The sequence below is a fragment of the Burkholderia sp. S-53 genome, assembly GCF_025560745.1.
Classification (GTDB): Bacteria; Pseudomonadota; Gammaproteobacteria; order Burkholderiales; family Burkholderiaceae; genus Burkholderia; species Burkholderia pyrrocinia.
Genome location: NZ_CP090484.1, coordinates 231,304 through 252,401, shown reverse-complemented (window position 1 = coordinate 252,401; position 21,098 = coordinate 231,304). Strand labels below are relative to the sequence as shown.

The following is a 21,098-nucleotide window of genomic DNA, read 5'->3' as shown; positions in this document are numbered from 1 at the left end:
ACGTCTGGCTGCCTTCTCAGTTCAGGCGGACATACCGGCTGCGCACGACGGTGTCCGCTTCGGTCCGGATGTCGACACCGCCTCTCCCACCTTCCAGTTCGAGTGTCTGCGCGCTCAGCCGCAGCTTGCCGGCGACTTCGATGTTTACGTTCCGGTTCAGCAACGTCACGACCGGCCCGTCCGGCGATGCGCGCACCTGCAGCAGCGGAGTGCCTGCCGCATCCGCTATCTGCACGCATTTGCCGGCTTCGAGTGAAAGCGCCATCGCAGGCTCGATAACCGGCTCGACTGGCTCGCCGTGTCCTTTACGCGTCAGCAACCCGGCGATCAGGTAATCGGTCCAGTTCGCCGGCGATTGCAGCAGCACGCGGTCGCCGATGCGAGGCTTCACGCCGTCGACGCATTCGAGCCAGCGCTCGCATGTGTCGCCGTCCTGTACCGACCACTTCACGCGCATGAGTCCCATCGCGTCGGGATGATGCGTATCGGTCACTTCGCCGATCAACGTCGACGATTCGTGGCGTTCCGCAGGCGGAGTGCGATCCGGCGTCAAATCGCTGGCGAACAGCCGACGCAACGCCTCGACGGTTTCCGCTTCGAGCGCTTCATTGACCGTCATCTGATCCGATTCGTTTTCCATCGAATATCTCCCATGCTTGCGGATGCAATCGGGCAACCGGCACGCACCGGTCTAAATCAATTGATGTGGGCAATCGTCCCCTGGATCGTCACGCCCGATCCGTCGAGCGTGATCGATCCACCACCGGTTGCCAGCACGATCCTCGTCGCGTTGACATTGACGTTGCAGCTGGCCTTGCCGTTGTCGATATTCACCGTTGGCGCCTGGACATTGGCGGTTGACTTGCCGGAAAGATTGAGATCGTTCTCGCCGTAGATCGTCACGCCCTTCGCATAGCCGGAAATGTTCACGCCCTGGTCGTATCCCGCGATGTCGACGCCGCCACCCTGACCGGTAATGCCGACACCGACATCGCTCGCAAGTCCGCCAATCAGAACCCCGACGTTCTCCTTGTTGATCGACACGCCGCTCTGTCCTGCGCCCATCTCGACGTATTTACCGGCCACCAATGACGCCACTTGATCCACGTCGACGGAATGGTTTCCCGTATTGACCTTCGTCGCATACGATCCGGTGCCGACGACATGCGTACTGTTTCCCTCGACGAAAACGTCATGCGTACCTGCAACCACCGCCAGGTTGTGATTGCCTCTCGTCACGGTATGCGAGCTATTGCCGTCAACGGTCACGCTGCGATTCCCGGTCACCCCATGCGTCTCATTCCCCCCGATCTGCGCAACCTTGTGCTGCTTGATATTCACCGTCTCGTTCTGCCCCACGCTCCGTTGCCGGTTGTTCTTCACCTGCATCGTCTCGTCGTTGCCGACCGTATGCGTGTGATCGTGCCCGACAGAAAGCGAATGATCGGCCTCCGTCTCCGCATCGAAATTCCGTTCCGCATGCATCCACAGCTGCTCCGCGCCCTTCTTGTCCTCGAACCGGAACGCATTCGCATGCTCGTTCGTTCCACCCGGCGATGATCTCGACAGCAGCCCGCTTTGCGTCGCACTCCCCGGCAGCCCCCACGGCGGCATCTTCTCGCCGTTATAAACGCGCCCCGTCACGATCGGCTCATCCGGATCGCCGTTCAGAAAATCGACCACGACCTCATCGCCCACACGCGGAATCTGCACGCCCCCGAACCCGCCCCCGGCCCAAGGGCTCGACACTCGCACCCAGCAAGACGAATCCTGATTGCTCTGCCCGTACCGATCCCACCGAAACTGCAACTTCACGCGCCCGTACTGATCGGTCCAGATTTCCTCACCGGGCGGCCCGACGACGGTCGCCGTCTGCGGCCCGTTGGTACGCGGCCGCGGCGTCTCACGCGGCGACCGGAACGGCAAACTCGACGGCTGTGCGAGCATCATCGTCTGATGCACCACAGCCTCCGCGCCCTGGTCGCTCGCATACGCGTTCTCCTGAAAGCGGTACTGGCACCGCACGATCAGATACTCGCGGTTCTGATCGGCCCGCGGGCAATGCGCGAGCGTGAACAGATAACCGGGCGCGGCACCGCGCACGTCCGTATCGGCACTCGCACGCTCATGTTCGGCCTGCTGTTCCTCGAGCCGCACGCGGCTGTAATGCGCACCGGGCGCGTCGTCGCGATAGCCGCCCGGCCATTCGAACGACGCGAAGCCGTCGTGATCGTGGCCACGCGGGTCGACCTTCTGCGACGAAAGATCGGCGCGCGGCTTCGTATAGTCGTAGTCGGTGGTCTGGTGCTTGCCGACGCTCACCTCCTGCGCAGGCAGCCAGCCGTCGATGTGTTCTTCGTCGGCGATCGCGGTGCGGTCGCGCGCGATGTACGGAATCGCCTCGTAGCCGGGCAGCGCCGCGTGCGACGACATCGCGTCGCTGAGCATCAGCGTATGCGTGTCCTCGGCGTGCCGGAACCAGTAATAGATGCCCTCGAACTCCATCAGCCGCGACACGAACGCGGCATCGGTCTCGTTGTACTGCACGCAATACTCGCGCGGCACATACGATTCGGCGAGATGGTTCTCGATCGGAAAGCCGTACGTCGACAGCACCTCCTGCACGATCTCGGGCACCGTCTTGTTCTGGAAGATCCGGCAATCGGAGCGGCGCGTCGCGAGCCACAGCCACGGGCGCACGACCAGCTCGTAGCCGTAGTACCGCTCGGCGCGCCTGCCGGCGAGCGATGCGCGCGCAACGATCCCGTTCAGATAGCGCGTCGACTGGTCCTGCTGTTCGATGCGGACGGTGACGGGCTTGCCGAGCATGTCCTTCAGCGACAGGCTGTGGCTGTCCGCGAGCGCCTCGATCCGGAATTCGAACAGCCGGCCGAGTTCGTCGCTGCCGTCCAGCGTATGGAATTTCAGGTCGTCGCCGTGCGGGCTGTCGAGGGTGAATACGCGATTCACGTCGTTGCCTCCCCGTCGAACCGGTAAGCGAATTCGCCGTCGGCCGCGCTCACGTCGATCGACGACAGCGTGCGGCCTTCGAGCGTGGCCTGCAGGATCGCGCGGCTGATGCGCGGCATCACGGTATGCGTGAGGATCGCGTCGACCATCCGGCCGCCGGATTCGATCGTCCGGCAGCGCTCGACGATCAGCGCGGTCGCCGCGTCGGTGCAGCGCAGCCGGATGCCGTGATGCGCGTCGATCCGCTTCTCGATCCGCCGCAACTGCAACGCGACGATCCGCGCGAGCGTCGCGTCGGTGAGCGGGTAATACGGCACGACGGTCAACCGGCCGAGCAGCGCGGCCGGGAACACGTCGAGCAGCGGCGCGCGCAGCGCATCGGCGAGCGTCTGCACGTCGGGCAGGCGCTCGGGGTCGCGACACATCTGCATCACGCGATCGGCGCCGACGTTCGACGTCAGCAGGATCACCGTGTGCCGGAAATCGATGTCGCGCCCCTCGCCGTCCTCCATCCAGCCCTTGTCGAACACCTGGAAGAAAATCTCGTGCACGTCGCGATGCGCCTTCTCGATCTCGTCGAGCAGCACGACGCTGTACGGCCGGCGGCGCACGGCCTCGGTGAGTACGCCGCCCTGCCCGTAGCCGACATAACCGGGCGGCGCGCCCTTCAGCGTCGATACGGTATGCGCCTCCTGGAACTCGCTCATGTTGATCGTGATCGCGTTGTGCTCGCCGCCGTACAGCGTGTCGGCCAGCGCGAGCGCGGTCTCGGTCTTGCCGACGCCGGACGGGCCACACAGCAGGAATACGCCGTGCGGTTTCGTCGGGTCGTCGAGCTTTGCGCGCGCGGTCTGGATCCGTTGCGCGATCAGTTCGACCGCATGCCGCTGGCCGACGACGCGTTCGCCGAGCGTATCGGCGAGCTTCAGCACGGCTTGCGTCTCGTCGCGCACCATCCGGCCGAGCGGAATGCCGGTCCAGTCGGCGACGACCGCCGCCACCGCATGCGTGTCGACGGCGGGCAGCACGAGCGGCGCGTCGCCCTGCACGGCGGCCAGCGCCTGCTGCGCGGCGGCGAGGTGCGCCTGGATATCGGCGCGCGTGGCGGCGTCGAGTTCGCGCGACGGATCGTCGTCGAGCAACGCGGCGCGCGATTCGACGATCGCCGCCAATGCATTGCGTTCGGTTTGCCAGCGCACGTCGAGCTGGTCGAGTTCCGCTTGCGCGGCCGAAATGTCGGTATCGATCGCGTCGCGTCGCGCGGCATCGCCGGTGCCGAGCGCGCACTCGCGCGCGATCCGCTCCTGTTCGACGCGCAGGCTGTCGATGCGGCGGCGCGCGTCCTCGATCGGCGCGGGCACCGCGTGCTGGCTGACGGCGACGCGCGCGCAGGCCGTATCGAGCAGGCTGATCGCCTTGTCCGGCAACTGCCGGGCCGGGATATACCGGTGCGACAGCGTGACGGCGGCCTGCAGCGCGTCGTCGAGCACGAGCACGCGGTGATGGGCTTCGAGCTTCGCGGCGAGGCCGCGCAGCATCGTCAGCGCGGCCGCTTCTTCCGGCTCGTGCACGTGCACGAGCTGGAAGCGCCGCGTCAGCGCGGGATCCTTCTCGATGTACTGCTTGTACTCGGACCACGTGGTCGCGCCGACCGTGCGCAGCAGGCCGCGCGCGAGCGCAGGCTTCAGCAGGTTCGCGGCGTCGCCGGTGCCGGCCGCCCCGCCCGCGCCGACGAGCGTATGCACTTCGTCGATGAACAGGATCGCGGGCCGCTCGGACGACATCGCTTCGTCGATCACGCCGCGCAATCGGCTCTCGAACTCGCCCTTCACGCTCGCGCCGGCCTGCAGCAGCCCGATGTCGAGCAGGTACAGCGCGACGTCGCGCAGCGACGGCGGTACGTCGCCGGCGGCGATCCGCAGCGCGAAGCCTTCGGCGACGGCCGTCTTGCCGACACCGGCCTCGCCGACCAGCAGCGGGTTGTTCTGGCGGCGCCGCAGCAGGATGTCGACGATCTGGCGGATCTCGGCGTCGCGCCCGACGACGGGATCGATCTCGCCGGCCCGCGCGCGGGCAGTCAGGTCGACGGCGAAGCGCGCGAGCGCCGAGCCTTCGGCGGCGGTCACGCCGCGCACCGCCGCGTCGCCGCCGTGGCCGGCCCGCGAAGAATGTGCGGCCGGTTGTGCCTCCGGCGACCCGTCGACGATCGATTCGAGTTCGTCGGCGAGCAGATCCGGCACGATGCGCTCGAATTCACGCGTGATCGCAACCAGCACGTTGCGCAACTGCGGCGTCTTCAGGATCGCGAGCAGCAGCACCGCGCCGCGAATGCGTGTCGCGTCGTACTTCAGCGTCGCATAGACCCACGCGCGTTCGACCGCATCGTCGATGTGCACCGACAGGTCCGACACCGAGCCCGCACCGCGCGGCAGCCGGTCGAGCGCGGTGACCAGTGCGCGGTCGATCGCGGCCTCGTCGATGTCGAAGCGGCGCAGCACGCGCTGCAGGTCGCCGTCGGGCCGCTGCAGGATCTGCTTGAACCAGTGCGCAAGCTCGACATACGGATTGCCGCGCAGGCGGCAGAACCCGGTCGCCTGCTCGAGCGTCTCGTAGAGGAACGGATTCAGTTTTCCGAACAGGTTGACGCGGCCGATATCGGACATGACGGTTCCCGTTTAGGCGGTTTCGTTATGAAGGGTTGCGCCGGCGCGCGGCGTGCCGCCACGGCGCACGTCGTAGCGGACGACGAGGTCGCGCGCGGGGCCCGGTTCGAGCCGCTGCCCGAGCCACGCGGTGCGGCCGATCCCCTGCGGCGTGCCGAGCGCGATCGCCGGCACTGCGTCGGCCGCCAGTTCGAGCTGCACGTCCCAGTCGAACTCGATGCCGACGTATTCGCGCACCCATAACGCGAGCTGCCGCGCATGCGGGCCGCCCGGCAGGAAGCCGCGGTAGGCGTCGAGCGACAGCGGGCCGAGCACGATCCGGAAACGCGACTGCGCATCGCGCACCGCGACGCCGAGCGCGACGGCGCCGACGCGCAATGTCGGCCGCGTCGCCCGGATCGTGCAACGCTGCGAGCGCTCGATCGCGACCCATTGCGGCACGTGCTCGACGATGCGCGCATCGACGCCGAAATGTTGGCGCAGGATCTGCACGAGCCCTTCCGGGTTGCGGGTGTGCCGCACGAGATGGCCGGCATGGAAATAGCGCGCATGCGGCGCGAGCGTATCGGCCGTTGCCGTGGCTGAGGCACCGGCTTGCGCGGCCGGCCTGTCGCCGTGCGCCGCCCGTCCGATCAGGCTGGCGATATAGCCGTCGAACCGTGCGCGCCCGGGGCGATCGAGGCTCACCGTCGGCTGCGCGTCGGCCCACGCACGGTAGAACAGCAGGATCAGCCGGTGATGGAACAGGTCCGCGAACGCGGCGAACGTCGGGTCGTCGTGCTGGGCCGCGCGCTCGTGCGCGTATTCGGTCAGGTGCGTCGGCAGCGGCCCGTTCGGCCCGAACAACCCGAAACCGTGGATCGCGATGCGCGGCGGCGCGGTGCCGTTCTCGTACACGCCGACCAGCATCGACGCCGCGAATGCGAGCGACGGCTGCTGCCCGAGCCGCACCGGCTCGTCGCGCGGCCGCGCGGCATGGCCGAGCGGCGCGCGGCCGGGCGACAGCGCGTCGAGCCAGCGCAGCGCCTGGAACAGGTCGTAGCCGTGCGGCGCGGCGTGCAGCCGTGCCCACCACGCGTCGCGGCGCGCGGCTTCGGCGGCCGGTCGAGTGCCGGGTGGCGTGTCGCGCTTCATATCGCGGGCCGCCTGCCGATGCGCGCGGGCCAGTGTGCGAGCGTGCCGCGCTGCGCACTGGTCAGCACGCATTCGGCGAACGCGTTGATCGACACATGACGTGCGAAGAACTGTTCGAGCACCGCGCCGAGCAGGAACGGGCTGTCGCCGGAGAACGCATGGTCGTCGACGGTCACGTCGACCTGCACGCCGCGCCCGAACATCAGCGGCCCGGACGCCGGCAGCCGGCGGAACACCGGCGAGAACGCGACGCGCTGCACGCCGTCGATCTGCCGGCGCATCGCGGCGTCGGCCGGGTCGGCATGCAGGCCGAGCAGTTCGCGCAGTGCATGCGCACCCTCGTCGTCGTCGAGATCGGTCAGCGTGTGGCGTGCGAGCCCGAGATGGCGGATCAATCGCCACGCGGTTTGCGCGTCGGCGATCGGCGGGCGCGGCCGCGACGGGCCACGGATCGCGACGATGCGCTCGACCGGGGCCGACACGCGCAGCGTGAACGTGTTCGCGTCGCCGGGCGGCTGCAGCAGCACGAGATCGCGGTTCGTGCACAGCGTGTCGGCGGACAGGTAGCGCATCGTTTCGTCGTACGGCGCGCACTGGCTGTCGACGAGCGACACGTAGGTTTCGCTGCCGACGTAGCCGGTGCGCGTGCCGTTCGAGCGCGCCTGAGCGGACACGAGCCGCGGCTCGCGCCGCACCGTGTAGTACGCGCCGTGGTTGCCGTCATCGCGGGCGAACGATGCGTGAAACGGCCGGAATTCGCGCGACTGAGCGTCGTCGCGCTGCTCGCTTGCGAGCCGCTGCACCGCATAGACCTCGTAGTCGAGCGGCCGGCTGCGGTCGACGACGACATGATGCTCGCGCGCGCCCGGCTGCAGCGGAATGCGATCGGCGCGGCGCGCGAACAGGTTCACGGCCGGCGTGCAGTTCAGCGCGAGGTGGCGCGCATCGACGGCCGCTTCGAGTGCCGCGTCGTGGCGATCGAACAGCACGGTCAGCTCGCACTCGTCGCCGGTCGCGCGCGCGAGCGCGGCACGCAGCCCGCCGATGCTGAAGAACAGGAAACGCGCCGGAAACGCGAAATACTCGCGCAGCAGCCGGTAGCCGTGGAAGCTGCGGCCATCGTCGGGCAGTATCGCCTGGTCCGGATCGAAACCCTCGTGGACGATGGCGTCGGCGTCGAGCGTATGCAGCCAGCGCGGCGGCTGCGCCGGGTCGTGGCACACGACGCCGAGCGCATGCGCGGCGATCAGTTCGAGCAGATGCAGCGCGTCGCGCTCGGGGCCCGCGAGATGGAACATCAGGCGGTCGAGCGGCAACTGCGACAGCTTCGCACCGCCGCGTGCCTTCAGCCGGATGCGCAGCGTGCCGCGCACGTCCTGCCGCGCGGCGACAGCGCCGCGCGGCAGCCACGACGGCGCGCCGGTGACGGTCGCATCGGTCAGTTCGAGCGGCCACAGCGTCAGGTCGTGCGCGGTGCGGAATTCGCACGCGGTCTGCTCAGACGCGGCCGGCCGCGCGCGCAGCGCGGTGCCGGCCGGCAGCCGCCAGCCTTGTGCGAGGCTGCCTTCGTTCATCAGCGGCGCGAACCGGACGATCGTCATCGACGGCAGCGGCGCGATATAGCCGGGGTACACGGCGTCGAGCAGCGCCTGCGTGAAGCGCGGGAATTCGGCGTCCATCTTCAGCTGCACGCGCGCGGTGAGGAAGCTGAAACCTTCGAGCAGCCGTTCGACGTACGGGTCCGGCGGCCCCGATTCGTGCAGCCGCAGCCGCGCGGCGACCTTCGGGAACTGCTGCGCGAATTCGCCGCCGAGTTCGCGCAGGTACGCGAGTTCGCGGTTGTAGTAATCGAGCAGGCGCGTATCCATCGCGTCAGGCCCCCACCACGGATTGCAGCGACATCGCGCCCGTTTCCAGATCGAGGTCGGAGCGCAGCACGAATTCGAGCGGATGCGGGATCGACCACAGCGTGCCGCGGATCTCGAACAGCAGCACGTTGTGGCGCCGCTCGCCGGCCCGGCCGCCCGGCGCGTCGATCACGCTGCGCACTTCGACGCTGTCGGGCGCGATGCGCGGCTCGAAGCGGATGATCGCGTCGCGGATCGACGCCTCGACCGACATCCGCTCGACACCCGACATCGGCTTGCCGACGAGCGGCCGCATCCCGTAGTTGAGCACCGACGCCTGCGCGTGCGCGAACGCCGACCAGTCGACGAAACCGTCCTCGGCGTTGCGCGTGTTGAGCAGCCACGCGAGATCGCGCAGCACGGCCGCGCGCAGCCGCTCGGTGCCGATCCATTGCGCGCCGGGCGCTTCGGTTGCGCGCTGCGGCGCATCGTCGGTGAGGCGGTCGAGCAGCGCGGGCTGCAGCCGGTCGCGGAGGCTGCCCTCCCGGCCGTCGCGGGTTCGCGGGTCGTCCATCGTCGTCTCCGTGCCTGTTCGTGCCGTCACATCTCGGTGTTTTCCTTGATGTTCCAGCCGACCGTCACCTCGGCGCCCTTGCCGCCGTTGTCGTTCTGCTGCCAGTACTGCTTCTTCACCTTCGCGGCCTGGAAGCCGTAGTGCATCATCAGCCGGTCGGCGACGTCGCCCGGATCGACGCCCGCGACCTGCGCGGACGTGACGAGCACCTCCTGCAGCGTCACGCGCATGAACTCGACCTGCGTGCCGCCCGTCTTGCACGCGGAAATCTCGACCGACGACAGGTGCTTGCCGTTCGCGCAGTTCTTGATGATCGCGGGCGCGCCCTTGTCCATGTACGCGGCGACGACGAGATCGTTGAAGCTCGCCTTGCCCGCATTGCCGCCGCTGCCGCTCGCCATCGCGCCCGGCTGGCTCGCGCCCCACGTGAACGACTGGATGTCGGTCCAGCCCTTGTGCTGCGCGTCCGCCGATTCGCCGGTCACGCCGTCCACCTTCATAAACATTGCTACGCCCATTGCCGTCTCCGTTTCGGTTCGAGGTCAGGTTGAATGCCGTGTCGAATGCCGGTTGCCGCTCGTTGTTCCGCTCATTCGTTCGCCGCCTTCGCGGTCGGCAGCCGAGAGATCAGCCGCAGCGACACGGTGAGCCCTTCGAGCTGGTAGTGCGGCCGCAGGAAGAATTTCGACGTGTAGTAGCCGGGGTTGTCCTCGACCTCGTCGACGACCACCTGCGCGGCCGCGAGCGGCTTGCGCGCCTTGGTTTCCTGCGACGAGTTCACGGGGTCGCCGTCGACGTAGTTCATGATCCAGTCGTTCAGCCAGCGCTCCATGTCGTCGCGCTCGCGGAACGAGCCGATCTTGTCGCGCACGATGCACTTCAGGTAGTGCGCGAAGCGGCAGCACGCGAACAGGTACGGCAGGCGGCCGGACAGCCGTGCGTTCGCGGTCGCGTCGGGATCGTGGTATTCGGCCGGCTGGTACAGCGACTGCGCGCCGATGAACGCCGCGAAATCGGAGTTCTTCCGGTGCACGAACGGCATGAAGCCGTTCTTCGCGAGCTCGGCCTCGCGGCGGTCGCTGATCGCGATCTCGGTCGGGCATTTCTGGTCGACGCCGCCGTCGTCGGTCGGGAACGTGTGGCTCGGCAGCCCTTCGACCGCCCCGCCCGATTCGACGCCGCGGATCGACGAACACCAGCCGTACTGCTTGAACGAGCGGTTGATGTTCGCGGCCATCGCGTACGCCGAATTCGCCCACGTGTAGCGGTCGTGGTTCGCGGCGTCGGTGTCTTCCTCGAAGTCGAATTCGTCGACCGGGTTGGTGCGCGCGCCGTACGGCAGCCGCGCGAGAAAGCGCGGCATCGCGAGGCCGACGTAGCGCGAATCTTCCGACTGCCGCAGGCTGCGCCACGCCGCGTATTCGGTGTTCTGGAAGATCTTCGTCAGGTCGCGCGGGTTCGACAGCTCCTGCCACGAATCCATCTGCATCAGCTCCGGCGACGCGCCGGCGATGAACGGCGCGTGCGCGGCCGCCGCGATCTTCGACAGCTCGCCGAGCATCTCGACGTCGGGCGGGCTGTGGTTGAAATGGAAATCGCCGACGAGGCAGCCGAACGGTTCGCCGCCGAACTGCCCGTACTCTTCCTCGTAGATCTTGCGGAACAGCGGGCTTTGGTCCCACGCGACGCCCTTGTAGCGCTTCAGCATCCGCGCGACCTCGTTGCGCGACGCCGGCAGCGCCTTGATCTTCAGCAGCTCGTCGGTCTCGGTGTGCGTGACCAGGTAATGCAGGCCGCGCCACGCGCCCTCGAGCGTCTGGAAATCCTCGTGATGCAGGATCTGGTTGATCTGGTCGGACAGCTTCCGGTCGATCTCCGCGATGATCTGCTTCACGCTGCCGTACGCGTCGGTCGTCATGCCGACGGTATGTTCGAGCGCCTGTTGCGCGAGCGTGCGCACCGCGCGCTCGACCGACTCGCGCGCCTCGGCCGTCTTCGGCTTGAATTCCTTCTGCAGCAGCGCGGCGAACTCGTCGTGCGCGACGGCCGGCTGAGCGGCGTCGCGCGCATCGGCGCGGGATTGGACGGGGTCATTCATCGCGGGCCTCCGGTTGGGTCGCAGCGCCGCCCTGCGCGACTTCGTGCGGATTGCGCACGAGCGTCTTCAGCAGGTCGGGATCGTTGATCGCGCGCTCGATCAGCTGTTCGGCGCCGTGCTTGCCGTCCATGTACGACAGCAGGTTCGACAGCTCGGTGCGCGCTTCCAGCAGCCGGCGCAGCGCGTCGACGTTGCGCGCGATCGCTGCCGGCGAGAAATCGTCGATCTGCTCGAACGTCATGTCGACGTTGAGCATCCCTTCGCCCGTCAGCGTGTTCGGCACCTGGAACGCGACGCGCGGCGCGACCGACTTCATCCGCTCGTCGAAGTTGTCGACGTCGATCTCGAGAAACTTGCGTTCCGGCAGGTCAGGCAGCGGCTCGGCACGCTTGCCCGCCAGGTCCGAAATCACGCCCATCACGAACGGCAACTGCACCTTGCGCTCGGCGCCGTAGGTCTCGACGTCGTACTCGATCTGCACGCGCGGCGCCCGATTGCGCGCGATGAACTTCTGTCCGCTGCCTGCTGCCTTGGTTCTGTCAGTCATCGTCCACTCCTTCACTTTCACTTCGATCAGGTTGCGCAGTCCGTTGCCGCCGCCCGCGTGGCGGCTTCCTTCGTTCGTTTCATTCGTTCGGCTCGTTTCATTCGCTTCGCTCGCCGCTCAGCAGGTCCAGCTTCGGCAGGCTCTCCGGCGCGAGATCGCGGATGATTTCGTAGAAGTCGAGCGCAAGCAGCCGCTGCGCGCGCCGCAGCAGCAGCGGCGCCGGATGGCTCGGCTCGTGCAGCTCGAAATAGCGGCACATCTTGTCGAGGCCGAGCCGGACGTCGTCGCGGCTCGTCAGCTCGGCATCGCGCCACGCATGCGCGTTCGGCATGGCCGCGGAAGCGGCCAGTGTGACGCCGGCCTGCGATGCGTCACCGGATGCGGCCTGCAGCGTGGAACTCGTGCCGTCCGGCGTACCTGCCTGCGGCTCGGGCAACGGCACTTCACGCACGATCCGCTGCAACGCCTTCTCCGCATCGCCTGCGTCGGGCGCCCACTCGCGGCCGAGCTTGTCGGTCACGGTCGCGCGGATCGTGTCCAGCGCTTGCAGCGCGGCGCGCGCAGCATCGAGCGGCGTCGTGCCGTCGCCGCGAACGGCCGACAGCGCGGCAAGCAGGCCTGCGCGGCCACCGGCGTCGTCGCGGCCGTCGAACTGCCGTTCGGCATCGCGCACGCTCGGGCCGCCGTCGAACAGCGGCTGGCGGCGCGCCGCGCGTGCGCAGTCGTGCGCGCCGGCCACGTCGGCGAGCGCGTTCATCCGCGGCGTCGGGTCCGGTTCGCCGTCGGCGTCGAGCCGTGGATGCAGTTCGTCCCACCGGCGCTCGAGCAGGTTCGCGACGACCGCGAGCGCGTCCGCATAGCCGGGCATGCCGTGCTGCTCGATCCAGCTGCGCGCGAGGTACGCGACGACGCGCAGATCCTTCGTGCGTGCGGACAGCGCCAGCGCGAGGCGCTCGACCGCGCCCCAGTCGGGCGCCTCGGCCGGGATCACGGTGTCGCCGTACTGCTGCTCGGCGCGCGGCGTCGCGCGCTCCTGCAACTGCAGGAACTCGGCGTCGTATTCGAGATTCGCGCCGCACGGCGCATCGGGCGCGACGTCCGCGAGCAGCCTGTCGATCAGGTCGGCACGCGGCGACGCCGCCGGCAGGCCCGGCGACGCAGGGGAAAGCGCGGCGGCGGCAAGTGCCGCCTGGCTGACGTCATTCGAATGCATAGTCGATGTTGATCGGTTTGCTGCCGAAGTCGATCGCCACGGTCCGGCGCAACGGCGGCAGCGAGCCGTTGCGGATCTCGATCTGGTAGACGCCCGGCGTCAGCGACACCGAGCGCAGTGGCGGGCTCGCACCGCGCCGCGCGCCGTTCACGTACACGTCGCCCCACGGCTGCACGTTGAAGCGCACCTGGACGGTTTCCTGCGTCTTCGGCGGGCGCGGCTCGGCAGGCAGCACGTTCACGGCGGTGATGGCCGTCTCGGCCTCCGGCGGCGGCTTGGGCGCCGGGGTTGGCGTGGTCGCCGGTGATGCGACGGCCTCCGACGGCGGCACGTTGACGACGCGCTCCGACGCGTCGAGGCTGCCGGCGGGCGCGATGGCGGAACGGGAGCCGGCTTGCGCCGGGGCCGGGTTCGTGACGGTGGTCGCGACTTGCGGTGCGGCGGCGGTGGCGGCGACGGCCGGTGTGCTGGCCGGCGCGGCGGCGACGGGCGGCGGCGGAACCTGCGCCGACGATCCGGCCGGCAGGCTCGACGGCGGCACGACGGTCGGCGTCGGTCCGTGCAGGGCCAGCGTGGCGTCCGGCGTGCTGGCGGGCGATGACGTGCCGGCCTGCGGCTGGCTCGCGCCTGGCGCGGCCTCGTCGGCCACGCGCGCGGGACGCGACAGATAGGTCGCGGCGAGGCCGACGGCAATCAGCGCAACGAGCGCTCCGCCGACGTAGACCGGAATGCGGCGGTTGCGCGATCCGGCGGGTGCGGAGTTGCGTTGGGCGCCGGTTGGCGCGGATGCACCGCCTGATGACGATGCCGATGCGGCGGGATGCGGCGCGGTCGTGCCGGCGGCACCGGTGGCCGCATACGCGTTCCCGTTCGTGTTCCCGGAATCCGCGGCGCTGCGCTTGCCGATGTCTGCGTCGGCACGTGTGGCTCGCGTATCTGCCTCGTCGTGCGCGTGGGTTCTTGCGACGGAGGATTCATTTGCACGCTCGGCGTTTCCGTCCGGCGCACCGGATTCAACCGGCTTCGCCGCCGGCTGCGACGCATGCGATGCGGACGATGCCGACGCCGCCAACCCGCCCGCAGCCGCAATCGCGGCGCCCTGCGCAGCTGCCTTCGACGCTGAAGGCGCGCCCGCCTCCGGCTTGGCACCGAACGCGGCAGACGAAGCAGATGCGGTTTCCGATGGTGCCGACACATCGTCCGGACGTTCGCCCTTTGACGACGGCACATCCGACGCAGCCTTGCCCGCAGCGAACCCGCCCGCGCCGATCGCCGCCGCAGCATCAGCCGACGCGGTGCCCGACGCAGCGGAAGCCACCGAAGCGTCACTCTTCCCTTCCCCGCTCCTGTCCGCGTCACCCACCGGCGGCACGACCGCCGCGCCATACCCGCCGCCGGTCCGGTCGACGTCCCGCAACCCGAGCTCCGCCGCGAACGCCGCGACCGATTCCGGCCGATCCGGAATCCGCAACTGCAGCGCATGATCGACGGCCGCGAGAAACGCCGGGCTGTACACCTCGCCGGCCGGCAATTCGCGCGACACGAGCGGCCGGTACGTGTCCTTGATGCTGCGTACGACGGCCGCGGGCGGCAACTCGCCGGCGATCATCGCGTGCATCACCGCGCCGAGCGCATAGAGATCGGTCCACGGCCCCTGGCTGAACGCCGGATCGTCGGTGTACTGCTCGATCGGCGCGTAGCCGGGCTTGATCATCATCGCGCCGTCGTCGACGAGATCGCCGATCCGTTTTCGCGCCGCGCCGAAGTCGAGCAGGATCGCGCTGCCGTTCGGGCGGATCAGCACGTTGTCGAGCGCGACATCGCGATGGAAGCATTGCGCGCGATGCAGCGTGTCGAGCGCGCCGAGCAGCGCGCCGACGATGTTGCGCAGTTGCGTCTCGCTGATCCGCATGCCGCCGTCGAGCAGTTGCTTGAGCGTGCGCCCCTCGTAGAACGGCATCACCATGTATGCGGTGCCGTGGCTTTCCCAGAAGTGCAGGACCTTGACGAGCCCCGGATGGTCGAACTGCGCGAGCAGCCGCGCCTCGTTGAGAAACGCGCCGCGCCCTGCGTCGAACGCCTGCGCGAACCGCTCGGAACGCAGCGACACCGTGTAGTCGCCGCCGCGCGTCGCGAGCATCGACGGCATGTACTCCTTGATCGCGACCGCGCGCCGCAACGTGCGGTCGAACGCGCGATAGACGATCCCGAAACCGCCGATCCCCAGCACCTCGTCGAGCTGCAGTTCGCCCAGGCGATGGCCGAGCGGCAGCGGCCGCACCGTGAATTCGGATGCGTCGCCGCGTGTTGCGGTGTCGTACTCGTTGTCTCTCGATCCAGCGTCCTTCATGTCCACCTCTTGAAACCGTGTGCCTTCTGCCCGCCGCGTTTCAGCCGCGCTGCTAATCGCCGCCGAACAGCGTCAGGAACAGCGCGTTGTCGGGCGTGCCCGTATGCGCATGCGTGCGCAGCGGCGATCCGTCGGCGCGGTTGGTCCACCAGAAGCTGGTGCCGCCGTGCGGATCGAAATAACCGGACAGCCCCGGCCATGCGGCGGGCGCCGGTTGCTCCGGCAGCGTTGCCGGCGTACCGTCGACGCGTTCCGCGTACCTGCCGCCGCCCGGCAAGAGCCGCACGCGTTCGAGCGTCTGTTCCAGATGGCCCGGCGCGCGCGCATGGCGGATCGCGTCGAGCAGCGCATGGCCGACCTGCCAGTAGTACGCGTCGGCGGTGTCGGGCAGCCCGTTCCAGTAATCGGCCGCGCGCATCGGCAGCGTGACGATCACCGGGTAATAGCGCCCCACGCGGTCGCAGCTCGGCGCGAGGCAGCCCGGCTGCACGCACGACGCGCCGGCGCCCGCCGGGATCAGGAAATTCCAGACCGGCGCGACCGTGTAATGGCGCTCGATCTCGTCCGCGCCGCGCTGGCGCATCGCGGCCATCCCCTGCTGGAGCCAGCGCTCCCACCACAGCGCGAGCGCATGCGGCAGCCGGCTGTTCACGAAGTCGCCGGCGCCGGGAATCTTCCCGTACCAGGCCGGCGCGTCGCCTGCCGTGCTCGTGAGCGGCGGTATGGGGCTCATTGCTTCGGAGGGCATGTAAAGGACTCCATCTGGGCCAGCCTGAACGGGTTGCGGACGCTGCCCGCATTCACCTGCAGCACGATCGGTTTGCCGTCGACCGTGAAGCGCGCAATCATCTGGTCCGAGCCGCGCCCGGCCGACACGGCCGCGCGGTCGAACAGACGGTGCAGCGCCCACGGCCCGTCGGTCGTGAAGCCGTCGGCCGCGCCGGCCTGCCCCGACACCTGCAGCCGCACCTGGCTGCTGCCGCGCGGGCCTGGCCAATCCACCGCGCTCTGCACGAGCGGGCCGTGCGCGTAGCGGACGATCTGCCCGTCGACGTCGAGCACCATCTCCGTGATCGACGGATCCATTTCGAGCGGCTGGATCTGCACCTTCAGTTGCGCGGTGCGCGCGCCGTTGCCGAAATACGCGTCGCGGATCACCGCGGCCTTCTCGAACGACGCGAGCATCGTGGCCGCCGCCGGATCGGCGTCCGCATTGCGGTTCGCGAAGCGCCACGGGTGCGACGTCGTATCGACGATCGACTGCAGGTTCTTCTGGAAGAAATCGTCCATCAGGCCGCCCGGCGCGAACATCTGCGTGAAATCCGCCGGCGCGACGTCGCGCGACGATCCGCGCGCGAACGGATAGCGGCCCGCGATCGCCTGCCGGCAGAAATCGCCGACATTCGCGCCGGCCCGCAGCGCGACGCTGCGCTGCTCGACGGTCGCGACGCTGCCGTTCGCGACGTTCGACAGGTCGTCGAGCACTTCGCGGAACGGCGTCGGCAGGCGGCCGGCCTGCGCGCGCAGCCGCGCGGGCGCGTCGGACGGCGGCGGCTGTGCGCCGCTGCGCAGCGCGTCGTCGGTGGCCGTCAGGTACGTGTACAGCGCGTCGATCGACTTCAGCACCGCGTCGAATCCCTGCGCCTGGTCGCCGCTGCCCGGCGCGAACGCGCGGAACCCGGCGAAGTGGCTGTCGACGATCTGCTCGGCGCTCGCGGGCGCCGCCGCGGACGGATTCGCATCGCTGGCCTGGCCCGCGAAGATCTGCGACAGCGAACTGCGCGCCTCGTCGACCTTGTCCTGCGCACGCGCCGCGAGATTGCGCGCCCCGCCCGGCGCATCGCCGAGCGCCGTGTCGCGCGCGAGCGCGACCATCAGCCGCGTGAGCGGCGAATCGGCCGACGACAGCGCGCGCGCCACCTGGATGCTCTGCGCGAGCGTCGCCGTGCGCTGCAGCTTGATGTCGGCGAGATAGTCGTCCCAGATCTTCAGGTAGTCGTTCAGGTAAAGCTGGCGGATGTCGCGCGCCCACGCGGCCGCGTCGTTCGGCCCGGGGATTTCCGACAATCCGAGGTTCAGCACCCACACTTCCTCGCGCCCGTATGCGTCGACCTCGCCGGTCAGGCGCGGCGCGAACACGTTGCGATAGCCGTTGCGCGTATAGAGGCCCGGCACGCCCTCCGACAGCGGCTTGCCGCTCTGGCGCCGGAACACCAGCGTCGCGTCGGGGCCGACCGCGCGCGCGACGCTGAAGTCGAACGCGGACGTCGCCGGGCGCAGCGTGCGCGTGAGCTGCCGGTACAGCCGCTGCGAGAACGGCACCTGCCGCAGCCGGTCGCGCACGTCGGCCACGAGCCGCTCGTTCATCGGATACGGCGACACCGCGACGCGGTTGCCGAACAACGCGGCGAGATGCGCGCGCAGCGCGGACCGTTCGGCCGGCGAGAAATCGGGCGGCAGCGAGCGCTCCATCTCCAGGTCGACGACGGCCTGCACGAACGCGGGATCGTAGTGCGCGCTGTCGTACAGCATCAGGTACGCCTTCAGCGCCGCATACGCGTAGTCGGTTTCGTCGGGCCGCGCGTCGCGCAGCGCGGCCTCCATCCGGCTCGCGGCGATCGGCAGCAGCACGTCGTTGAGCGCGCGCCGGTACACGGAATCGACGGCCTCGTCGATCTTCTCGCCCTGGAACAGCCCCCACCGATACGCGAGCGGCGGATGCTGCAGGTCGACGCCGCCCGCATTCGCGAGCCCGCCGAGCGCGTCGAGCACGGGCAGCAGCCGGGCGATATCGGACGCGTCAGAGAACTTCGCGCCGGCGATCTGCGAATCGACGGCCGGCACGCGCGCGGCGATCTGGTCGAGATACGCGCGATTGTTCGAGTAGCTGCGCAGCCACGCGACCAGCATGGCGACGCATGCCAGCGCGACCAGCACGTAGCCGGCGATCTGCAGCACGCGCCGCTTCTGATGCCAGCGCAGGTCGCTGCCGGCGAGCGCGGCTTCGCGGAAGATGTGCTCCTGCAGCAGCGACTTCAGGAAGAAGCTGCGCCCGGTCGAGCCGACCTGCGCGACCGGCGGCACGCCCTCGATCTTCAGGAAGCGCTTGATGCCGCTCATCACGCGATCGAACGCGGTGCCCTCCTGCGTGCCGCTCGTCAGGTAGACGCCACGCAGCATCGGCATCGGCTCGTAGCTCGATACGGAAAACACCTCGGCGACGAACTGGCCGAGCATGTCCTGCAGGTCGGCGATCTGCTGCGGCAGCAGGTACGTCATCTCGCGCTGGCGCGCGTCGGTCTGCGCGGCCAGCAGGTCGGGCAGCCCGTCGTTCAGCCGCTGGTGCAGCAGCCGGTATTCGCGGTCGAATGCCGCGCGCAGGTCGAAGCCGGGCGCCTCGCTCTGCGCGAGCGGGAACGTGAAACCCCACACCTGCGCGCATTCCGCGCGGCCGTAGTTGCCGAAATACTCGGCGAAGCCCGCGAGCAGGTCGGCCTTCGTGACGAGCAGGTACACGGGAAAGCGGATGCCGAGCTGCGCGCGCAGCTCGAGCAGCCGCTTGCGCAGCACCATCGCGTGCTGCGTGCGTTCGGATTCCGACGCGCCGAGCAGGTCGGCCACGCTGATCGTCAGCATCGCGCCGTTCAGCGGCTGGCGCGTGCGGTATTTCTTCAACAGGTCGACGAAGCCCTTCCACTCGGCTTCGTCGAGCGCGCGGTTGCCTTCGTGCGTCGTGTAGCGGCCCGCCGTGTCGATCAGTACTGCATCGTTCGTGAACCACCAGTCGCAGTGCCGCGTGCCGCCCACGCCGCGAATCGCCGCGCGGCCGAACTGCTCGGCGAGCGGAAAGCTGAGCCCGGAATTCACCAGCGCGGTCGTCTTGCCCGAGCCCGGCGCGCCGATGAACACGTACCACGGCAACTGGTACAGATATTGGCGCGACATCCGGTCGAACCAGTGCGGCAGGCCCTTGCGCACCGTGTCGGCCTGCCCGAAGCGGACCTTCTTCAGCAGCGTCGCGGCTTCGTCGAAACGGCTGCGCAGTTCGTCGAGCTGCGCCTTCGCCGGATCGTCGGCGGTGGCAGGCCCCGGCACGGCCTCGCGCAGCTGGTTCAGCAGCTGCGCATTGAGGCGGCCCGCGCGCCAGCTTCGCCACGCGACGCGCGCGCCCCACGCGGCGAACAGCACCGCGATCGTCAGCCCGCGCGCCCAGCCGCTTTCGAGCGGCCGGACCTCGGCGAACGCGAACAGCGGGCCCGCGAGCCACACGAAACACGCGAGCACGACGAGACCGGCGAAGGTCCAGATCTCCCGCGACGGCAACGGCCGGACGAAACGCGCGACAGCCTGGTTCATGTCAGTTCGCCCCCTGCGTCGCGCCGACGGCGGCGCTGCCGGGCGCCGGCAGCAGCGTGATCTCGACGCGCCGGTTCAGCGCGCGGTTCGCGGGCGTATCGTTCGGCGCGACCGGATCGAGCGTGCCGCGCCCTTCCGCCGCGAGCCGCTCCGGATGGTCGAGCCGCGCGGCGATCATGCTGCGCACGGCTTCCGCGCGTTCGCGCGACAGGTCCCAGTTCGACGCGAAGCGCGCGGTATGCACGGGCGTGTCGTCGGTATAGCCGGTCACGCGGACGTTGCCGGGCACCTTGTTCAGCGCATCGGCGACGCGCGCGAGCACCGGCACGTAGCGGTCGATCACCGACGTCGAGCCGGACTTGAACAGCCCGTCGCCGCGCAGCACGATCACGCTGCGATCGGCGTCGTCGCGCACCGACACGAGGCCGGCCGCGATCTCGGGTTCCAGGAACTTCGCGATGCGCGGCGCCGCCGCCGGGCGCGGCGGTGCCTGCGCGGGCTGCAGTTTCGGCACGTGCAGCGCGTCGATCGACGCGAACAGCCGATCCGAATGCCCGGCGAGCGCGATGCGCAGCCCGACGAACACGCCGAAGCCGATCAGTAGCGCGAGCGCCACGCACACCCACAGCGGCACGACGAAACGGCGCGCGACGTCGCGCGTGACGACGTCGCGCCAGTGCGGCGACAGCGCCGGTTCGAATTCGCCGCGCACCGAGCGGATCGTCAGCGCGAGCTGGTGGCGCAGCGCGTCGAGTTGCGCATGGCCGTTGTCGAGCACGCGATAGCGGCCCTCGAAGCCGAGCGCGAGACAGAAGTACAGCAGCTCGAGCAGGTCGAGATGCTGGCGTGGCTGCTGCGACAGCCGTTCAAGAAGGTGGAAGAACTTCTCACCGCCCCAGGTTTCGTTGTGGAACGACACGAGCAGGCTGTGCGACGACCATACGCTGCCACCCCACGGCGTCAGCGCGGCGGCCTCGTCGAGCGCCGTGCACAGGCAGTAGCGCGCGCCGATGATCGCCTCGGACGGCACGCCGGCTTCCTGCGCGCGCGCCTCGAACTGGCGGATCTCGACGACGAGATGCTCGCGCAGCCACGCCGGGTTCGGATGATGGACGGTCGAGCGGATCTGCGGCACCAGGTTGAGCAGCGGGTTCGCGGCTGCGACGAGCGGGTTCGTGCCGCTCGCGGCCCAGCGGCCCGGCCGCGGCTGCGTGGCCGTCGGCCCGGCCGCGCCGGGTGCGCCGGATGCGCCGGAGGCGGCGGCCGGATGCATGCCGCCCGGATTCGGCGGCACAAAACCGCCCGCGCCTGCGCCGGTGGCGATCGAATCGGAGGAAGTGTTCATC

At 69.3% G+C, this 21,098-nt stretch carries 14 protein-coding genes; all 14 read right to left on the bottom strand.

The genetic code is table 11. The features are described 5' to 3' along the window. Positions 1-16: 16 nt before the first annotated feature. Positions 17-640, bottom strand: a complete 624-nt coding sequence (locus LXM88_RS23300) for a hypothetical protein (protein WP_262544701.1) — start codon at positions 638-640, stop codon at positions 17-19. A gap of 56 nt (positions 641-696) precedes the next feature. Then, positions 697-2,970, bottom strand: a complete 2,274-nt coding sequence (gene tssI / locus LXM88_RS23295; RefSeq protein WP_262544700.1) for a type VI secretion system Vgr family protein — start codon at positions 2,968-2,970, stop codon at positions 697-699. Next, entirely contained in the window at positions 2,967-5,633 is a 2,667-nt protein-coding gene (gene tssH, locus LXM88_RS23290) for a type VI secretion system ATPase TssH (protein ID WP_262544699.1), read from the bottom strand. Before tssH ends, tssI begins: the two co-directional genes overlap by 4 nt. 12 nt (positions 5,634-5,645) lie before the next feature. Then, complete coding sequence (gene tssG / locus LXM88_RS23285) at positions 5,646-6,767, bottom strand: type VI secretion system baseplate subunit TssG (protein ID WP_262544697.1); 1,122 nt, start codon at positions 6,765-6,767, stop codon at positions 5,646-5,648. Beyond that, a complete protein-coding gene (gene tssF, locus LXM88_RS23280) occupies positions 6,764-8,635 on the bottom strand; it encodes a type VI secretion system baseplate subunit TssF (protein ID WP_262544696.1) in 1,872 nt (623 codons plus the stop codon). The genes tssG and tssF overlap by 4 nt, the downstream gene beginning before the upstream one ends. A gap of 4 nt (positions 8,636-8,639) precedes the next feature. Next, on the bottom strand, positions 8,640-9,188 hold the full coding sequence (gene tssE / locus LXM88_RS23275; RefSeq protein WP_262544695.1) for a type VI secretion system baseplate subunit TssE: 549 nt from the start codon (positions 9,186-9,188) through the stop codon (positions 8,640-8,642). A gap of 26 nt (positions 9,189-9,214) precedes the next feature. Further along, the gene (locus LXM88_RS23270) at positions 9,215-9,706 is read right to left on the bottom strand and encodes an Hcp family type VI secretion system effector (RefSeq protein ID WP_072436815.1); all 492 of its coding nucleotides are present in this window, start codon (positions 9,704-9,706) and stop codon (positions 9,215-9,217) included. A 71-nt stretch (positions 9,707-9,777) separates the two neighbouring features. After that, entirely contained in the window at positions 9,778-11,286 is a 1,509-nt protein-coding gene (tssC, locus tag LXM88_RS23265) for a type VI secretion system contractile sheath large subunit (protein WP_262544693.1), read from the bottom strand. Next, complete coding sequence (gene tssB / locus LXM88_RS23260) at positions 11,279-11,833, bottom strand: type VI secretion system contractile sheath small subunit (protein ID WP_262544692.1); 555 nt, start codon at positions 11,831-11,833, stop codon at positions 11,279-11,281. The genes tssC and tssB overlap by 8 nt, the downstream gene beginning before the upstream one ends. 97 nt (positions 11,834-11,930) lie before the next feature. Continuing rightward, positions 11,931-13,046 carry a type VI secretion system protein TssA gene (gene tssA, locus LXM88_RS23255; protein ID WP_262544690.1) on the bottom strand — a complete coding sequence of 372 codons (1,116 nt, stop codon included), beginning with the start codon at positions 13,044-13,046 and terminating at the stop codon, positions 11,931-11,933. After that, positions 13,033-15,396 (bottom strand): serine/threonine-protein kinase, encoded by a 2,364-nt coding sequence (locus tag LXM88_RS23250; RefSeq protein WP_262544688.1) that lies wholly within the window; start codon positions 15,394-15,396, stop codon positions 13,033-13,035. The genes tssA and LXM88_RS23250 overlap by 14 nt, the downstream gene beginning before the upstream one ends. A 52-nt stretch (positions 15,397-15,448) precedes the next feature. Continuing rightward, a complete protein-coding gene (tagF, locus tag LXM88_RS23245) occupies positions 15,449-16,144 on the bottom strand; it encodes a type VI secretion system-associated protein TagF (protein WP_262544686.1) in 696 nt (231 codons plus the stop codon). Then, entirely contained in the window at positions 16,126-19,752 is a 3,627-nt protein-coding gene (gene tssM, locus LXM88_RS23240; protein WP_262544684.1) for a type VI secretion system membrane subunit TssM, read from the bottom strand. The genes tagF and tssM overlap by 19 nt, the downstream gene beginning before the upstream one ends. Position 19,753: 1 nt before the next feature. Continuing rightward, positions 19,754-21,097, bottom strand: coding sequence for a DotU family type VI secretion system protein (locus LXM88_RS23235; protein WP_262544683.1), 1,344 nt, complete (start codon positions 21,095-21,097; stop codon positions 19,754-19,756). Position 21,098 lies beyond the last annotated feature (1 nt).

Excerpts from the sequence above, each read along its gene's own strand:
- tssA (WP_262544690.1), bottom strand. The coding sequence starts at position 13,046 with ATGCATTCGAATGACGTCAGCCAGGCGGCACTTGCCGCCGCCGCGCTT.
- tssC (WP_262544693.1), bottom strand. The coding sequence starts at position 11,286 with ATGAATGACCCCGTCCAATCCCGCGCCGATGCGCGCGACGCCGCTCAG.
- LXM88_RS23300 (WP_262544701.1), bottom strand. The coding sequence starts at position 640 with ATGGAAAACGAATCGGATCAGATGACGGTCAATGAAGCGCTCGAAGCG.
- tssF (WP_262544696.1), bottom strand. The coding sequence starts at position 8,635 with ATGGATACGCGCCTGCTCGATTACTACAACCGCGAACTCGCGTACCTG.
- LXM88_RS23270 (WP_072436815.1), bottom strand. The coding sequence starts at position 9,706 with ATGGGCGTAGCAATGTTTATGAAGGTGGACGGCGTGACCGGCGAATCG.
- tagF (WP_262544686.1), bottom strand. The coding sequence starts at position 16,144 with ATGCCCTCCGAAGCAATGAGCCCCATACCGCCGCTCACGAGCACGGCA.
- tssE (WP_262544695.1), bottom strand. The coding sequence starts at position 9,188 with ATGGACGACCCGCGAACCCGCGACGGCCGGGAGGGCAGCCTCCGCGAC.
- tssG (WP_262544697.1), bottom strand. The coding sequence starts at position 6,767 with ATGAAGCGCGACACGCCACCCGGCACTCGACCGGCCGCCGAAGCCGCG.
- LXM88_RS23235 (WP_262544683.1), bottom strand. The coding sequence starts at position 21,097 with ATGAACACTTCCTCCGATTCGATCGCCACCGGCGCAGGCGCGGGCGGT.
- tssM (WP_262544684.1), bottom strand. The coding sequence starts at position 19,752 with ATGAACCAGGCTGTCGCGCGTTTCGTCCGGCCGTTGCCGTCGCGGGAG.
- LXM88_RS23250 (WP_262544688.1), bottom strand. The coding sequence starts at position 15,396 with ATGAAGGACGCTGGATCGAGAGACAACGAGTACGACACCGCAACACGC.
- tssB (WP_262544692.1), bottom strand. The coding sequence starts at position 11,833 with ATGACTGACAGAACCAAGGCAGCAGGCAGCGGACAGAAGTTCATCGCG.
- tssH (WP_262544699.1), bottom strand. The coding sequence starts at position 5,633 with ATGTCCGATATCGGCCGCGTCAACCTGTTCGGAAAACTGAATCCGTTC.